General features: G+C 61.4%; 13 protein-coding genes and 1 pseudogene. 5 read left to right on the top strand and 9 right to left on the bottom strand.

Annotated elements, in window-relative coordinates; genetic code table 11:
• Nucleotides 1-34: 34 nt before the first annotated feature.
• Nucleotides 35-1,069: pseudogene (locus tag PR017_RS02635) on the bottom strand (glycosyltransferase); the annotation flags it as partial.
• 160 nt (nucleotides 1,070-1,229) lie between these two features.
• Nucleotides 1,230-2,402, bottom strand: a complete 1,173-nt coding sequence (locus PR017_RS02630) for a glycosyltransferase (protein WP_111217856.1) — start codon at nucleotides 2,400-2,402, stop codon at nucleotides 1,230-1,232.
• 170 nt (nucleotides 2,403-2,572) lie between these two features.
• Here PR017_RS02630 and PR017_RS02625 point away from each other — a divergent pair, with 170 nt between their 5' ends.
• Nucleotides 2,573-2,857: a hypothetical protein gene (locus tag PR017_RS02625; protein ID WP_133255556.1), complete on the top strand. Its 285-nt coding sequence runs from the start codon at nucleotides 2,573-2,575 to the stop codon at nucleotides 2,855-2,857.
• A 93-nt stretch (nucleotides 2,858-2,950) separates the two neighbouring features.
• Here the strand turns inward: PR017_RS02625 and PR017_RS02620 are convergent, their stop codons facing one another.
• On the bottom strand, nucleotides 2,951-3,586 hold the full coding sequence (locus PR017_RS02620) for a LysE family translocator (RefSeq protein ID WP_111217854.1): 636 nt from the start codon (nucleotides 3,584-3,586) through the stop codon (nucleotides 2,951-2,953).
• A 123-nt stretch (nucleotides 3,587-3,709) separates the two neighbouring features.
• Here PR017_RS02620 and PR017_RS02615 point away from each other — a divergent pair, with 123 nt between their 5' ends.
• Entirely contained in the window at nucleotides 3,710-4,402 is a 693-nt protein-coding gene (locus PR017_RS02615; protein WP_111217852.1) for a helix-turn-helix transcriptional regulator, read from the top strand.
• An 83-nt stretch (nucleotides 4,403-4,485) separates the two neighbouring features.
• Here PR017_RS02615 and PR017_RS02610 read toward each other — a convergent pair whose 3' ends face one another.
• The 5 genes from PR017_RS02610 to PR017_RS02590 form a co-directional block, all read right to left on the bottom strand.
• A complete protein-coding gene (locus PR017_RS02610) occupies nucleotides 4,486-7,944 on the bottom strand; it encodes a chromosome segregation SMC family protein (protein ID WP_111217850.1) in 3,459 nt (1,152 codons plus the stop codon).
• Nucleotides 7,945-8,355: 411 nt separating this feature from the next.
• Nucleotides 8,356-9,051 carry a DsbA family protein gene (locus PR017_RS02605; protein ID WP_111217848.1) on the bottom strand — a complete coding sequence of 232 codons (696 nt, stop codon included), beginning with the start codon at nucleotides 9,049-9,051 and terminating at the stop codon, nucleotides 8,356-8,358.
• 136 nt (nucleotides 9,052-9,187) lie between these two features.
• On the bottom strand, nucleotides 9,188-9,490 hold the full coding sequence (locus tag PR017_RS02600; protein WP_111217846.1) for a type II toxin-antitoxin system RelE/ParE family toxin: 303 nt from the start codon (nucleotides 9,488-9,490) through the stop codon (nucleotides 9,188-9,190).
• Nucleotides 9,480-9,824, bottom strand: a complete 345-nt coding sequence (locus PR017_RS02595; RefSeq protein WP_341798001.1) for a type II toxin-antitoxin system ParD family antitoxin — start codon at nucleotides 9,822-9,824, stop codon at nucleotides 9,480-9,482. Before PR017_RS02595 ends, PR017_RS02600 begins: the two co-directional genes overlap by 11 nt.
• An 18-nt stretch (nucleotides 9,825-9,842) precedes the next feature.
• Nucleotides 9,843-10,334 carry a DUF721 domain-containing protein gene (locus PR017_RS02590; protein ID WP_111217938.1) on the bottom strand — a complete coding sequence of 164 codons (492 nt, stop codon included), beginning with the start codon at nucleotides 10,332-10,334 and terminating at the stop codon, nucleotides 9,843-9,845.
• A gap of 96 nt (nucleotides 10,335-10,430) precedes the next feature.
• Between PR017_RS02590 and mutY the strand changes: the two genes are divergently transcribed.
• The 3 genes from mutY to PR017_RS02575 are packed head-to-tail and all read left to right on the top strand — an operon-like array spanning nucleotide 10,431 to nucleotide 12,514.
• Complete coding sequence (mutY, locus tag PR017_RS02585) at nucleotides 10,431-11,513, top strand: A/G-specific adenine glycosylase (RefSeq protein ID WP_425070013.1); 1,083 nt, start codon at nucleotides 10,431-10,433, stop codon at nucleotides 11,511-11,513.
• A 16-nt stretch (nucleotides 11,514-11,529) separates the two neighbouring features.
• The gene (locus PR017_RS02580; protein ID WP_111217842.1) at nucleotides 11,530-12,144 is read left to right on the top strand and encodes an HAD family hydrolase; all 615 of its coding nucleotides are present in this window, start codon (nucleotides 11,530-11,532) and stop codon (nucleotides 12,142-12,144) included.
• A 4-nt stretch (nucleotides 12,145-12,148) separates the two neighbouring features.
• Nucleotides 12,149-12,514, top strand: coding sequence for a nuclear transport factor 2 family protein (locus tag PR017_RS02575; RefSeq protein WP_111217840.1), 366 nt, complete (start codon nucleotides 12,149-12,151; stop codon nucleotides 12,512-12,514).
• A 114-nt stretch (nucleotides 12,515-12,628) separates the two neighbouring features.
• Here PR017_RS02575 and PR017_RS02570 read toward each other — a convergent pair whose 3' ends face one another.
• Nucleotides 12,629-13,762, bottom strand: coding sequence for a site-specific DNA-methyltransferase (locus tag PR017_RS02570; RefSeq protein WP_111217837.1), 1,134 nt, complete (start codon nucleotides 13,760-13,762; stop codon nucleotides 12,629-12,631).
• Nucleotides 13,763-13,797: the final 35 nt, after the last annotated feature.

Below are 13,797 nucleotides of genomic sequence, written 5' to 3'. Positions count from 1 at the left end.
GCGTGAAGAGGCGAGCAGGCGCGCCCGCGCTGCCGATAAGCGATCGGGCGAGGATGTCCGACATAAGATTGAAAGTCTTGTCCCAGGAGGAACGCATCAGCATCGCGTCCACGTCCCGCAGCCACTCGGTGCCTCCATCGGCCAACGCGATTGCCCTATCGCAAGCGCCAACGAAGTCCCCCACACCTGAGGCGAGAAACACACCCTTGACGTCCTCGTAGGTACGAACGACATCGATGACCCGCGTGCTCACGACTGGTCGACCCGACGCGAGATACTCCGGCGTTTTCGTCGGGCTGATGAAGCGCGTCGCCTCATTGAGAGCAAACGGCATAAGGGCGACGTCCCAACCGGAGAGATATGCCGGCAGGTCGGCATAGGATTTAAGCCCGAGATAGTGGATATTCGGGGCGCGTGGCAGATCCTCCTGCGAAATCTTGACGACAGGACCAAGAAATATAAGCGAGAGATCGGGCCGCGCCTGGGCAACTGCGGCGACGAGTTGCATATCGAGCCTCTCATCGATTACCCCGTAGTAGCCGAGCTTCCGCCCTTTTATACCGGCCTGGTCTGCCGGTTCCGCAACGCCGTCGCGAGTGGCGCGAAAATGCTCGATATCGACACTCGAGGGAAAGGCATGGATGTTTCTATGCTTATGACGCTTTGCCTCGTAAAGGCTGACTCCGCCGGTGAACACCATATCCGCGCGCGCCATCAGCTCCATTTCGGCATCTTTGAGCTGCAGCGGCGCAAATCTGAAATTGGCGAGCTCGTCCATGCAGTCGTAAACCACGGCTGCAGTGTCGACATGCGCGGAAAAGGCATACATCAGCGGGGTGTAGTACCAGAAAATGGGCTTCCCCCCGCCATGAAGTTCGAGGAGTTCATCGAGCAGGTGGCCGAGCGCCTCCTGACGGTCGGTCTCGCTCCACCAGTGAGGGATCCTCGGCCGCACCGACTTGACAGTGGTGCCCGAGAACGGGTGAATCTCGAGGTAGGCCAGGTGATGGTCGGTAGGGATATATTCCTCGAAAAAGAAAACCTGCCGATGCTGCGAAAATCGCTGCATCAGATGCTGCGGTCGTTGCAGAACGAAATCCCACCGCAGATGAGAAAAACAGACAAGCGGGCCCGTAAGGTCGCGGGATTCCGACGTGTGCGAATTGGGATTCAGCAGGTTCATGGGGTTCCTCTTTGAGTAGTGAAACCTGCAACCAGCTAGAAATTGCTTAGTTCCACCCGTTCAAAGCCGCCCTCTCATATTTATGAAGAAACGGGACAAGCCTCCTGATGGTGTGAGGCCATGTCCAGTTTGCCTGGACAATTTCGCGCGGGGTGAAGGTATCCAGTCGCGCCAGCATCTCCGAGATTCCCTCGTGAAACCGTACGGAACTGGCGGTCGCCCCTGTCAAATCTGTGATGTACTGCAAGCCGCAACTGAGCGCGTCGTTGGCCAAAACCGGAATGCCGGCCAGCATATATTCCGTGAGTATGGCGGGCGCCCCGTCATCGATGCCACAGACGACGCCCATGCGTGACTGGTTCATCAAGCGGTTGACCTCCTCGAAGTCCACGCCGGGCGGCCCGACGAAGTCGACGTTCAAACCCGATGCTTCGGCCCGTTGGCGCAATTCGTCTACCAGTTCGCCATAGCCGAAGACGCAGAGCGCACGTATGCTGCGCGGCATCCTCTCCAGCGCATCGAACAGGATATCGTGGCGCTTGTAGGCTTGTGCGGCCGCGACATAGATGACGTCATACATCTTCGGCAGGTCCAAGGGCCGAAACGTCAGATCGGATGCGAATTCGGGACCGACCGGCATGATCACGGTCTTCATATCGGGATGGCGGGCACGCACCGCCTCGGACTGCCAGTCAGCGCCCGTCAGAACGAGGTCGAAATGGCGACTCACCTCAGGGGGAATACGCAGGGCCGGCGCATCTATGGAATTGTAGATCTTGAAACTGTCGGAACATGCGAGAAGGATTTCTTCACTGACACCGAGACCCCAGACGCACAGGATTTCCGGCGGCCCGAAGGCTTGTATATGGGCGAGCATGTCATTCGATGCGAACGGCGCATCAGGACCATTCAGCCGGAAGGCGCGGCGGGTGAGCCAGGGGCTGGCCGCATCGGCCCTGTCGAGCGGTGGCGTTTCCCCGCGCCAGTGGGTCCAAACCTCCGCGCAATCTACAAGTTCGGCTCTCATCGCCGCAAGCGGCAGCCGCTCGATATAGCCGCCCCCTACCTCGACCTTATCCTGCCGAGAGGTAGTTCCGGGACTTTCCCCACGTCTTCCCTCAATCCACTGCTCGTAGAATTCAGCAACCGTGGGAACAGCACCATCAAAATAATCGCCACCCTGAAAGTCACTAATGACGACGAGACGTCTGGGTCTCATGTTGCCGTTCCTTTATTCTTTTCTGGGAGGCTGACACGGATTGGAAGCAAAGCCGGTGCGCACTCAACTAGTCGACGGTCATGACCTTTCAAGCCGTACACACTCACGGAACCTGCAGCGCGCTGAGTTCCGTATGTGATTGGGAACTTTACCGGGCTGTGGAGGATGGAATGTCCGAGACGCGCAGGCAAGGCGACTTAGGCTGGCAGGTCATCGGATGCGACACCGCCATGGCTGCGGCCCGTTTAGGCTCGCCATCGACCACTGCGGCCAACTTACTGTCGGACGGGTCACCCGGTTCGCGATCGAACACTCAGTCGAGCTTCCAATGGTCAGCAAACTTCATCGGTAAACTCGCGATAAAAAAAGCCTCCCAGAACGGCTTACCGCTACTGCGAGGCTTTTGCGACCGGTCAGGGGAAACCGGTTGTTTTGAAGCAGAGGTCAACTGCTGAAAAGATAACGGTCCAACGGCAAAACGGTTCCATCTCACTCAGTGGCCCAACACTCAGGGATATCGGCTCTGAGTGAGACCGGGCCTGCAGCTGTCAAAGAGCCTTCCATCCCCTTACCAGAACGAACGATGCAATTGCTACGAGGCAGATGCCGGAGACCCTGCCAAGCCAGATCGTAACGCGGGGATTTGACACGATACGATCCCGCCCGAGCACGGCGGCAGATGCAAGGCCGCCATAAATGACAAGCTGCACAAGGATCGTCATGGCGCCCATCACAACAGCTTGCGACCATAGCGGGCCATAGGCCGGCTTCATGAACTGAGGATAGACCGCGAGAATGAAAAGCCACGCCTTCGGATTGAGGAGACACGTGACGACGGCTTGGAGAAACACCTTTGCCAAAGAATTCGGCCCCCGTCCCTCGATATCGTCGACCACGATGGCGCTGCGAACGAGCGTGATACCAATCCAGATCATATAGGCAGCCCCGATCATCACCATCGGCCCGGAAACAGCAGGCAGCACTGCGCTCAGACCAGCGACCGCCACGGTGCCGAACAGCGTATGACAGACACCGCCAACCATCATGCCGAAGGTTGCCGCAAGGCCAGCCCTTCGTCCTCCCGTGAGTGCATTGGCAAGCACGAAAACCATATCCATGCCGGGAACAGCAATGATACCTGTCAGCAGAATGAAAAACAGCCAGAGATTTTGATCGTAGTTCATGTCAGTTACGTCTCGCGCTGTCCGTTCGTTCACCTTTGGAACTCGGCGGTTCTCATGGTGTTCGGCCGTGCTATACAGAACACCAACTGACAGCGATGTGTCAGTTGTGATGAGGCGAACGTGGTGCGCAAGGCGTCGAGACTGTTTGAAATCATCCAGATCTTGAGGCTCGCCAGAGCACCTGTCACAGCGGCGTCTATGGGCGCTCGACTGGAGGTCACCCAACGCTCGATCTACCGCGACATTGCAGCGCTTCAGGCAATGCGTGTGCCGGTCGAGGGCGAACGCGGCCTCGGCTACATCCTCAGGCCGGGATTTCACCTGCCGCCGCTGATGTTCACGGCCGAAGAAATCGAGGCGATCGTGCTCGGCATGGCTTTGATAGAGCGGACCGGCGACCTGGAATTGAGGAAAGCCTCCGCACAGGTGGTCGCCAAGATTGCTGCCGCTGTTCCGCCGCCGATGCGTCAGGCCTTTTCCTCACAGGCGCTGCATGCATGGGGCAGCATCACCCCCGCTCCTGAAGCCGCCGATTTCGGGATCGTCCGGCGCGCCATCCGCGATGAAGAAAAACTGGCGATCGACTATTGTGACGAACACCAATCGACAACGACCCGGACAATACGGCCACTCGCGCTGATTTACTATTCAGAGGTTGCGGTCATCGTCGGCTGGTGTGAATTGCGTCAGGCAATCCGCAACTTCCGCGCCGACCGCGTGGCACTCTGCAGCCCGACCGGAAACCACTTCAAAAATGATGGCGACCGACTGCGGGCGCTGTGGATCGCCGGGTGGACACCCCATCTCGAGCTTTGAGAGTTCGTCGCGACAGTCTTGCGGAGTGTTGTCCTGGTAGTCTCGCCGGCAATTCCCCGTACTGGGAAATGCAATGCGCAGGCTCAAGCGCTTTCCCGCAGCCGCTCGGCGGTTTGCAGGTCGACGGAGACGAGTTGGGAGACGCCTTGTTCGGCCATGGTGACGCCGAAGAGGCGGTCCATGCGGGCCATGGTGATGGGATTGTGGGTGATGACCACGAAGCGGGTGTCTGTCGAGGCGGACATCTCGTCCATCAAGTTGCAGTAACGCTCTACATTATGGTCGTCGAGTGGGGCATCGACCTCGTCTAGCACGCAGATCGGTGCGGGGTTCGTCAGAAAGACGGCGAAGATCAGGGCCATCGCCGTCAGTGCCTGTTCGCCGCCAGACAGCAGCGTCATGGTCTGCGGCTTCTTGCCGGGCGGGCGGGCGAGGATCTCGAGGCCGGCCTCGAGGGGATCGTCGGATTCGATTAGCTGCAGCTCAGCCGTGCCGCCGCCGAACAGATGGGTGAAGAGCCTCTGGAACTGGACATTGACGATATCGAAGGCAGCGATCAGCCGTTCGCGGCCTTCGCGGTTGAGGCTCTGGATAGCGCCGCGCAGCTTGCGGATGGCGTCGATGATATCGTCGCGCTCCTTGATCAGCGCTGCCAGCTTGTCGCTGAGCTCCTTGCTTTCTTCCTCGGCCCGCAGGTTGACGGCGCCCAGCCTCTCGCGCTCGATCTTCAGCCGGTCCAGCTCGCGCTCGACTTCGCGCAGGTCCGGCTCGCCTCCGGTCGGGTTGCCGGCGATGCGCAGCGCCTCGTGCGGGGCGACGTTGAGGGCCTCGCGGATCCGGGCTTCGCTTTCCAGCCGCCTCTCGCGGGCAGACATCAGCCGTTCCTCGGCCCGGCCACGCCGCTCTCGGCTTTCAGCAAGCTCAGAGAGCGCCGTCGTCGCCTGCTTGTCGGCCTCGCGCTGGATAATGTCGGCTTCAGTCAGGCGGTCGGCAGCCCCGCGCCTGACCTCCTCCATCTTCTGCAATTCGCTCATCAGCGCCCGGCGCTTGTCGTCGAACTCATCGGGCGCAAGCTCCAGTTCGGCGGCTTCCTCGCGGGCCTCAGATTCGCGGTCGCGCAGCGTCTGGATGTGGCCGTCGGCGCTCGCCACGCGCTGGCACCAGGTCTCGCGTTCCCGACCGATCGCTATCAGCCGACGCTGGCGTGCCTCGTTCTCGCGGTTAAGGCCTTCGTAGCGGGCGCGGGCCTCGGCCAGCACGCCACGGTCAGTCGCAACAGTCGCCTGCTGGTCGCGCAATTGCGCGTCGATGACGGTGAGGTCGGGTGCATCCTCGATCTCGATCCGGGCATTCTCGTCCTGTATCGCCAGATCCTCGATCTGCGCCGTCAGCTGGCTCACGGCCTCATTGAGAACGTCGCGACGGCGAATGAGATCGCCAGAAGCGCGCTCTGCTGCTGCCAATGCCTCGCGGGCATCCGAAAGCTGACGTGCCAGGATGCGACTACGTTCCCGGGCTTCAGCCAGGCGACGCTCCTCCGCGCGGATGGCGTCGGCTGCAGCCGCCAACAGCGCCTCGGCTTCCGCGAGGATCTCGGCGGCGAGCTCGACTTCCGCCTGCAACTCGGCAAGCCTGTTTCGCTGGGCGAGCCTCAGGGCTGCAGCGCTCGGCGCATCGGCACCGGTGATGTGGCCGTCCCAGCGGAAAACAGCGCCTTCGCGGGTGACCAGCCGCTGGCCGGGTTTGAGAACTGCCATCAGCCGCACGGCATCTCCGCCGGCGACGAGGCCGATCTGCCGGAGCCGGCGTTTCAGAGCCGATGGTGCGCCTACATGGGCAGTCAGCGGGGTTGCGCCTTCAGGCAACTCAGGATCGTTGGAGCCATCGCCGTTGTCAGACCAGTGGGCCGGCGCGTCAGGGTCGAGCGGCGTGTCGAGGTCGTCCCCCAGCGCCGCCCCCAGCGCCGTCTCGAAGCCGCGATCGACGCTGATATCGTCGGCAACCGGCGGAAAACCGCCAGCAGCGCCGCCGCCATCGAGCATGCGGGCAATGGTACGGGCCTCGGTTTCGAGAGCGTTGAGGCGGGTGCGGGCCTGCTCCACCGGAGGCCGGGCCATGGCCTCGGTGCTGCGGGCTTCTGCCAGCGCCGCCTCGACAGATTGGGCGGCAATTTCGGCATCCTCGACACCGATTTCGGCGGCCTCGACCTGCTCGCGCCGCTCGTCCGGATCCGGCACGCTTGCCATCTTCTCAGCAATGGCTGCAAGTTCGCCGTTTGCGTCGGCCATCTGCCGCTCGAGCCGCATCTTGCGGTCGCCGAGATCGCGGATGGCGCGCTCCAGCTGGTTGCGGACGGCTGATGCCTCGGCGCGCTCCGCCGTCAGCCGGGCGAACAGCCCTTCGCTTTCGGCAAGCGTCGTGGCTGCAGCCTCGAATGCGGTGCGGCTCTCCTCCGAAAACCGGCCGGAATCGGCGAGCATGTCGGAAAGCTCAGCCTCTTCGGCATCGAGGCGCTCCAGGATGGCGGCGTTGTCGACCACCAGCTGTTCCTCGCGCTTGATGTCTTCGCCGAGCTGGGCCAGCCTGCGCATCAGTTCGTCGCGACGGCGCAGGATGCGGCCGACGTCTTCCTCCAGCTGGGTGCGGGCGATCTGCAGACGCTGCAGCGCGGCCGCAGCCTTGGCCTCGGCCTCGCGCAGCTCCGGCATTTTCAGACTGGCGACGGCTTGCGCCTTTGCCGCTTCCATCTGGGCCTGCGCCTTTTCCACAACAATGACCGTCGCCTGGTTCAGGGCGCTTTCGCCCTCGCCCTCGGCCTGCTTGGCCTGCACCCATCGAATATGCAGCAGCAGCGCCTCGCGAGCGCGGATGTCGGCCGACAGCATCTTGAAGCGGTTGGCCTGGCGGGCCTGACGCTTCAGGCTCTCGATCTGGCTATCGAGCTGGGTGGTGACGTCGTCAAGGCGTTCAAGGTTGGTTTCGGCAGCGCGCAGGCGGAGTTCGGCCTCGTGGCGGCGGGAATGCAGCCCGGATATGCCGGCGGCTTCCTCGAGCAGCTGGCGGCGTGCCTGGGGCTTGGCCTGGATCAATTCGCCGATGCGCCCCTGGCCGACCATCGACGGAGAGCGCGCGCCGGTCGAGGCATCGGCGAACAGCAGCTGCACATCCTTGGCGCGGGCTTCCTTGCCGTTGATCCGGTAAACGGAGCCCTGCTCGCGCTCGATGCGGCGGGTGATCTGGATTTCATCGCTGTCGTTGAAGGCGGCAGGCGCGGTGCGGTCGGCATTGTCGAGATAGAGCGCCACTTCTGCCGTATTGCGTGCCGGACGATGACCGGAGCCGGAGAAGATCACGTCGTCCATGCCGGAGGCGCGCATGTTCTTGTAGGAATTCTCGCCCATTACCCAGCGAAGGGCTTCGACAAGATTGGACTTGCCGCAGCCGTTCGGCCCGACAACGCCCGTCAAGCCGCCCTCGATGACGAATTCCGAGGGTTCGACGAAGGACTTAAAGCCGACGAGACGGAGCTTGTTGAATTTCATTGCGAGGTCGGGGTGGTGTACCCGCCTCTGCCAGCTCGAATGGCATGTCGCCCGTAAGGCGATCGCATCTGCGAGATAGGCCGGAAAGCTGGCGCGCCTGGTCTCGATTGGACATGAAAGGGTGCCACCCTCTCCTCCCTCATTCCTGTGCTCGTCACGGGAATCCAGTGCGCCCAAGTCCTTGGGCGCGGGAGGGGATTGGGCTGTGGGAGAGTCCCCTCAACGCGCAGACGCGCCTTGGCTGGATTCCTGTGACGAGCACAGGAATGAGGGGAGGAAACAAGGCGGCCAAACGGGGTTGTCCCAACGCGTGGCAAACGGCCATGCCCCCCCCTCGAGAGCATTCCCCTTTCGCAATAAACGACGGGCGCAGCACTGCTGCCGCTGCCCGTCATTGGAACGTGGCGCGGGTCAGAGCATGCTGTCGATGATGGCCGACATAGAATCAACCGACATATCCCCGGAGTAGCGCTTCCCGTTGATCAGGAAGGTGGGAGTGCCGTTGACGCCGAAGGTGACGCCGCGAGCCCGCACGGCATTTATATCATCCACAAGTGCGCCGTTGTTCAAGCAGGCTTCGAAGCTGTCCTGTGTAAAACCGGCGATTTTGGAGATTTGCAGCAGAGAAGCGCGAACATCGGTGACCGTGGGACCAGCCCACTGCATCTGCTGCTTCATGAATGTCTCGAGCAGCGGCACGGATGGGCCGTTCGGGGCGCAGCGTACCAGCATGAAAGCGGCATAGGCTGCCGGATCCTGGTCCTGGCTGGCAATCGGGAATTCGCGGATGATGAAATAGACCTTGCCGGTGTCGATATATTTTGTCTTGATCGGATCGAAGGTGGTCGCGGCAAAGTGGGCACAGTGCGGGCAGGTCGTCGACATGTATTCGATGATCTTGACCTTGGCGTTCGGGTCGCCCACCGCCATATCGGGCGACTTGCCGGGCTGCAGCGCCTGCGCCATGTCGACCGTGCCTTCCGGCGTGGGCGCAGTTGCGGCAACCGCGGTGCCGGCACCGGTCGCGGCCAGCGCCATTGCGAATGCGCCGAGGGCAGCACCGCCGAGAAGATGGCGTTTGGTCAGAAGCATGTCGGACATCGGCATATATCACCCGTGTTGAGAGAAGATCGTCTGTTGATATCTGCGATATAACGGCTCCGTGCCGCGAACAAGGCAGGGGAGCGGAACTTTCTTCAAAGAATTGTGACCGGTGGGGCAATGTAGCAAATGTCGTCAGGCATTAATCGTCAACCACATTTTCCGGAATGTTTTGGCCGGCGTAAAAAACGCGCATTATCTGGACGCGCCCGGCTTCGATCCGGTAAGCGACGGTGACCATCCTGTCGATCACGAAAATTCGAACTCCTAAGCCCAAACTCTCACGCAGTGGTCCACGTTCTGCCATGGTTTCCAAGGTAGCGCATTGCGCCCGGATTCTCCGGATTAATGCGATTGCGCTAAGAGGACTTTTATCCGCAAAAAAGGAATAGATTGCAACCAGGTCATCTTCGGCAAGGGGCCGGTAGACGACCCTAAGCTTCACTGCCCGAAGCCCTCACTCGCTCGGCATGAAGCTTCTCGATTCGCTCAAAGACCTCTGCCGCATCGAGGCTCGGTCGCGGATCATCGATAGCCTCCTGAATTTTCAAGCGCATGATCTCGCTAAGCGCCTCGTCCTCGCGATCAAGAGCGCGCAACGCGGCCCTGATAACTTCGCTCGCAGAGTTGTAGGAGCCTGATTTAACGCGAGCATCAACGCTTTGCTGCTGCGTTCCGAGTGTGACTGAAATTGGACGGCTGCTGCGCATATAAAAACTCCGCTTACCGGGCGTGAGTATGACAGTGTCATAAGAAAATGCAACGTTTGGCACCAGCATATTTCATTAGTCCGGCTGTTATCTCTTTTTACCCAGCACAGCCGTCCCGAGCCTCTGGACGGCTGCCCGGAGCTTGTCGCTCTCTATTCCCTCCATCATCCCCTGGAGCTTCACAGCAGCGGCGCCTTTCAGCGGCACCGGCGTGCGCGAGCGCTTGGCGTGCTGCGAGACAGGCTTCTGGACGATGCGGATCTGGTGGATGGCAGAAAAGCCAAAGAAGGCATTGATGCGCTGGATTAGCTCGCCCTGGGCATGGGTCAGGAACAAGGCGCGGGCGCCTTCGCAGGCGATGGTCAGCACGCCGGGCTGGTAGCCGCCCTCCCCCGGACCGTTACGCTTGGCCCAGGCGATCTTTTCCGGCCGGGTGCAATCGGCAAAATCAGCGCCGACGATATCGTCCCACGAGCCGAGCAAGGCGGTGCTGATTCCAGCCCGGCGCGCCAGCACCGGATCGATCAGGCCGTTCGCCACTTCGGAGATCTGCTTGGCGCCTTTGCGGGGATAACTCATCGACAGCACGCCTCGGGGGTCATTGTTTGGCGCTGCGGACCTTGATCCGCCGACGCAGCTCGGCCAAGTATAGGCCATATCTCCCTGATGCGGCAAATGATGACCTTGAAACAGCTTACGCTTCCGTCCGCCGCAGTGCTGCTTGCCTGGTACGACCGGCATCACCGCGACCTGCCCTGGCGTGTTTCGCCTTCAATGGCCGCCAGGGGAATTCTGCCTGACCCCTATCACATCTGGTTGTCAGAAGTGATGCTGCAGCAGACGACAGTGGCGGCGGTGAAGGCCTATTTCGCCAAGTTCGTCAGTCGCTGGCCGACAGTTGGCGATCTCGCGGCAGCCCCTGTCGATGACGTCATGGCTGCATGGGCAGGCCTCGGTTATTACGCCCGGGCTCGCAACCTGAAAAAATGCGCCGATGCCGTTGCCAGCGAGCATGGCGGCCGCTTTCCCGATACGGAAGAGGGATTGCGGGCCCTGCCCGGCATCGGCGACTATACCTCGGCAGCCGTCGCCGCCATTGCCTTCGACCGGCAGGCGGCGGTCATGGACGGCAATGTCGAGCGCGTCATCTCCAGGCTCTATGCCATCTCGACACCCTTGCCGGCAGCAAAGCCGCTGATGAAGCAGAAGGTCGTGGCGCTGACGCCACCCGTTCGACCCGGCGACTTCGCACAGGCGATGATGGACCTCGGTGCCACCATCTGCACGCCGAAGCGGCCGGCCTGTGCGCTCTGTCCGTTCAACGGCAGTTGCGAAGCCCTGCAACTGCATGACCCGGAGCATTTTCCGGTGAAGGCGGCGAAAAAGACGAAACCGGTGCGCCAGGGTGCGGCTTTCGTCGCGGTCAACGATGCCGGCAAAATCCTGTTGCGACGGCGGATCGACAGCGGCCTGCTCGGCGGCATGACGGAGGTGCCGACAACAGCCTGGACGGCCCGCATCGACGGCGACATGACTGTAGATGCCGCACCCTTTGCCGCCAACTGGCAGGCCTGCGGCACCGTCGTCCACGTCTTCACGCATTTCGAATTGCGGCTTTCGATTTTCCGCGCTTCCGTCGGCGCCAGATCCAAAAGCAATGACGGATGGTGGGAGCCGGTTACAAATCTTGACGCACAGGCCTTGCCGACGGTCATGAAAAAAGCAATCGCCCAGGCTATTCCCCGTGCTTTCGATTAGCGCATAAGAGGTTTTTATGACGACCCATATCCAGCATATTGTTTTCGATATCGGCAAGGTCCTGATCCACTACGATCCAAACCTCCCCTTCGCCCGGGTCATTCCCGATGAGGCGGAGCGCGACTGGTTCTTTGCCAATGTCTGCACCCACGAATGGAACATCGAGCAGGACCGCGGCCGCACGTGGCAGGATGCAGAAGACCTGCTGATCGCCGAGCATCCCGAGCGGGCCGAGCAGATCCGCGCATTTCGCAAGCACTGGCACGAGATGGTGCCGCACCACTACGAGGACAGTGTCTCTATCATGGAGAAATTGATTGCGGAGGGGCGCGACGTGACGCTGCTCACAAACTTCGCATCCGACACGTTTCGCGAAGCTCAGGAGCGATTTCCGTTCCTCACCAAGACACGCGGCGTCACGGTGTCGGGCGACATCAAGCTGATCAAGCCGGACGTGGCGATCTACGAGACCCATGCGAAGAGCTTCGGCCTCGATCCGGCATCGACAATCTTCATCGACGACTCGCTTGCCAACGTCGAGGGCGCCAAGGCTGCGGGCTGGAACGCGGTTCATTTCACCGGTGCCGACAAGCTGCGCGCCGATCTTGCAACATTTGGCATCGAGGTTTGAGACCATGCAATTCGATCCGGCAGAACGCATCGAACTTTTCCATGAAGCCGTTAACGGCATGGACTATGCAGCAATGGAGCGGTTTTTCGCGCCCGAAGCCACCTATGTCTCGAACGGCGTCGGCAGCCTTGTTGGCCGCGAGGCGGTGCTTGCGGCAATCCGCCAATATTTCGAGACCTACCCGGATCAGGTGGGCGTAAACAGCCTCGTCGAAACCCTGACGCCGCTGTCCGGCCGCGCCGTCTGGTCGGTGCGGGCGACCCACGCGGTGACTGGCAAGCCGCTGGTGCGCGAAGGCGAGGAAACGATCACCTTCAACGAGGATGGCCAGGTGGTCAGCGTAGCAGTCACCGATTATCAGGCGTTCTGAACAAGGGAGTCGAATGCAGGACGCCCAGGGTTTGTGACCCTGGGCGTCCTCGCGCCGCCTGCCGCAACTGGAGGTACAATCGGCAGGCGGTGAGCGTGGGATCCGGCGAGGCCGTCAGGCTTCGGCTTTCGCCAGATCGGCGCGGATGATGGAACGGAGTTCGTCGATCGGGCGCAGGGACTTCCCGTCGTCGAAATGCCAGAAGGTCCATCCGTTGCAGGCGTCGAGACCCTGGACTTTAGCGCCAAGGCGATGGATCGAACCGGCGTCTCCGCCGGATGCAACCGTGCCGTCGGCGCGGACGATGGCGCTGTAGCGACGGCGGCTGTCGGTCAGGACCTGACCGGGGCGGATCATGCCGTTCTCGACCAGCACGTTGAAGGCGACGCGCACCTCCTGCTTCTTGCCGGTCATGACGACGAGTTCCGCCTTGCCGAGCGTATCGACCGCAGCGATGCGGGCTGCGGCGTGGTCGATATATTCCTGCTCGCGCTCGATACCGACAAAGTGACGTCCGAGGCGCTTGGCGACGGCGCCGGTCGTGCCTGTGCCGAAGAACGGGTCGAGGATGATGTCGCCGGGCTTCGATGAGGCCATGATGACGCGGGCCAGCAACGCTTCCGGCTTCTGGGTCGGATGGGCCTTCTTTCCGTCCTCACCTTTCAGCCGCTCGCCACCGCTGCAGATCGGGAACAGCCAGTCGGAGCGCATCTGCACGTCGTCGTTCGAGGCCTTCAGGGCATCGTAGTTGAAGGTATAGCCCTTGGCCTTGGCGCTGGGGCTCGCCCAGATCATCGTCTCGTGGGCGTTCTGGAACCGACGGCCCTTGAAGTTCGGCATCGGGTTGGTCTTGCGCCAGACGATGTCGTTGAGGATCCAGAAATTGAGATCCTGCATCATCGAGCCTACGCGGAAGATGTTGTGGTAGGAGCCGATGACCCAGAGGGTGCCGGTCGGCTTCAGCACGCGGCGGCAGGCAAGCAGCCAGGCACGGGTAAACGCGTCATAGGCCTCGAAGGAAGCAAACTGGTCCCATGCGTCATCGACCGCATCGACCAGCGACTGGTCGGGACGGTGGAGCGCGCCGCCGAGTTGCAGGTTGTAGGGCGGGTCGGCAAAGATCACGTCGACGGAATGGGTGGGCAGGGCCTCCAACGCGGCGACGCAGTCGCCCTTGATGATCGTGTCGATCCAGGACCCCGGCCTCTCGGAAATCTTGAGGTCGGCAAGCGGGAAAACTGACGCCATGTGATACTCGCTCTTACGCTTACGCATTACGCTTT

Origin of the sequence: Rhizobium tumorigenes (genome assembly GCF_003240565.2) — a bacterium.
Taxonomy (GTDB): Bacteria; Pseudomonadota; Alphaproteobacteria; order Rhizobiales; family Rhizobiaceae; genus Rhizobium; species Rhizobium tumorigenes.
Note: the sequence above shows the minus strand (reverse complement) of the source record. Positions and strands in the feature narration are given on the sequence as shown.

What these genes read in the sequence shown, in the direction of transcription:
- PR017_RS02620 (WP_111217854.1), bottom strand. Translation starts at nt 3,586, where the DNA reads ATGAACTACGATCAAAATCTCTGGCTGTTTTTCATTCTGCTGACAGGT.
- PR017_RS02590 (WP_111217938.1), bottom strand. Translation starts at nt 10,334, where the DNA reads ATGAGTTATCCCCGCAAAGGCGCCAAGCAGATCTCCGAAGTGGCGAAC.
- PR017_RS02570 (WP_111217837.1), bottom strand. Translation starts at nt 13,762, where the DNA reads ATGGCGTCAGTTTTCCCGCTTGCCGACCTCAAGATTTCCGAGAGGCCG.
- PR017_RS02630 (WP_111217856.1), bottom strand. Translation starts at nt 2,402, where the DNA reads ATGAGACCCAGACGTCTCGTCGTCATTAGTGACTTTCAGGGTGGCGAT.
- PR017_RS02575 (WP_111217840.1), top strand. Translation starts at nt 12,149, where the DNA reads ATGCAATTCGATCCGGCAGAACGCATCGAACTTTTCCATGAAGCCGTT.
- PR017_RS02580 (WP_111217842.1), top strand. Translation starts at nt 11,530, where the DNA reads ATGACGACCCATATCCAGCATATTGTTTTCGATATCGGCAAGGTCCTG.
- PR017_RS02605 (WP_111217848.1), bottom strand. Translation starts at nt 9,051, where the DNA reads ATGCCGATGTCCGACATGCTTCTGACCAAACGCCATCTTCTCGGCGGT.
- PR017_RS02610 (WP_111217850.1), bottom strand. Translation starts at nt 7,944, where the DNA reads ATGAAATTCAACAAGCTCCGTCTCGTCGGCTTTAAGTCCTTCGTCGAA.
- PR017_RS02625 (WP_133255556.1), top strand. Translation starts at nt 2,573, where the DNA reads ATGTCCGAGACGCGCAGGCAAGGCGACTTAGGCTGGCAGGTCATCGGA.
- mutY (WP_425070013.1), top strand. Translation starts at nt 10,431, where the DNA reads ATGATGACCTTGAAACAGCTTACGCTTCCGTCCGCCGCAGTGCTGCTT.
- PR017_RS02595 (WP_341798001.1), bottom strand. Translation starts at nt 9,824, where the DNA reads ATGCTGGTGCCAAACGTTGCATTTTCTTATGACACTGTCATACTCACG.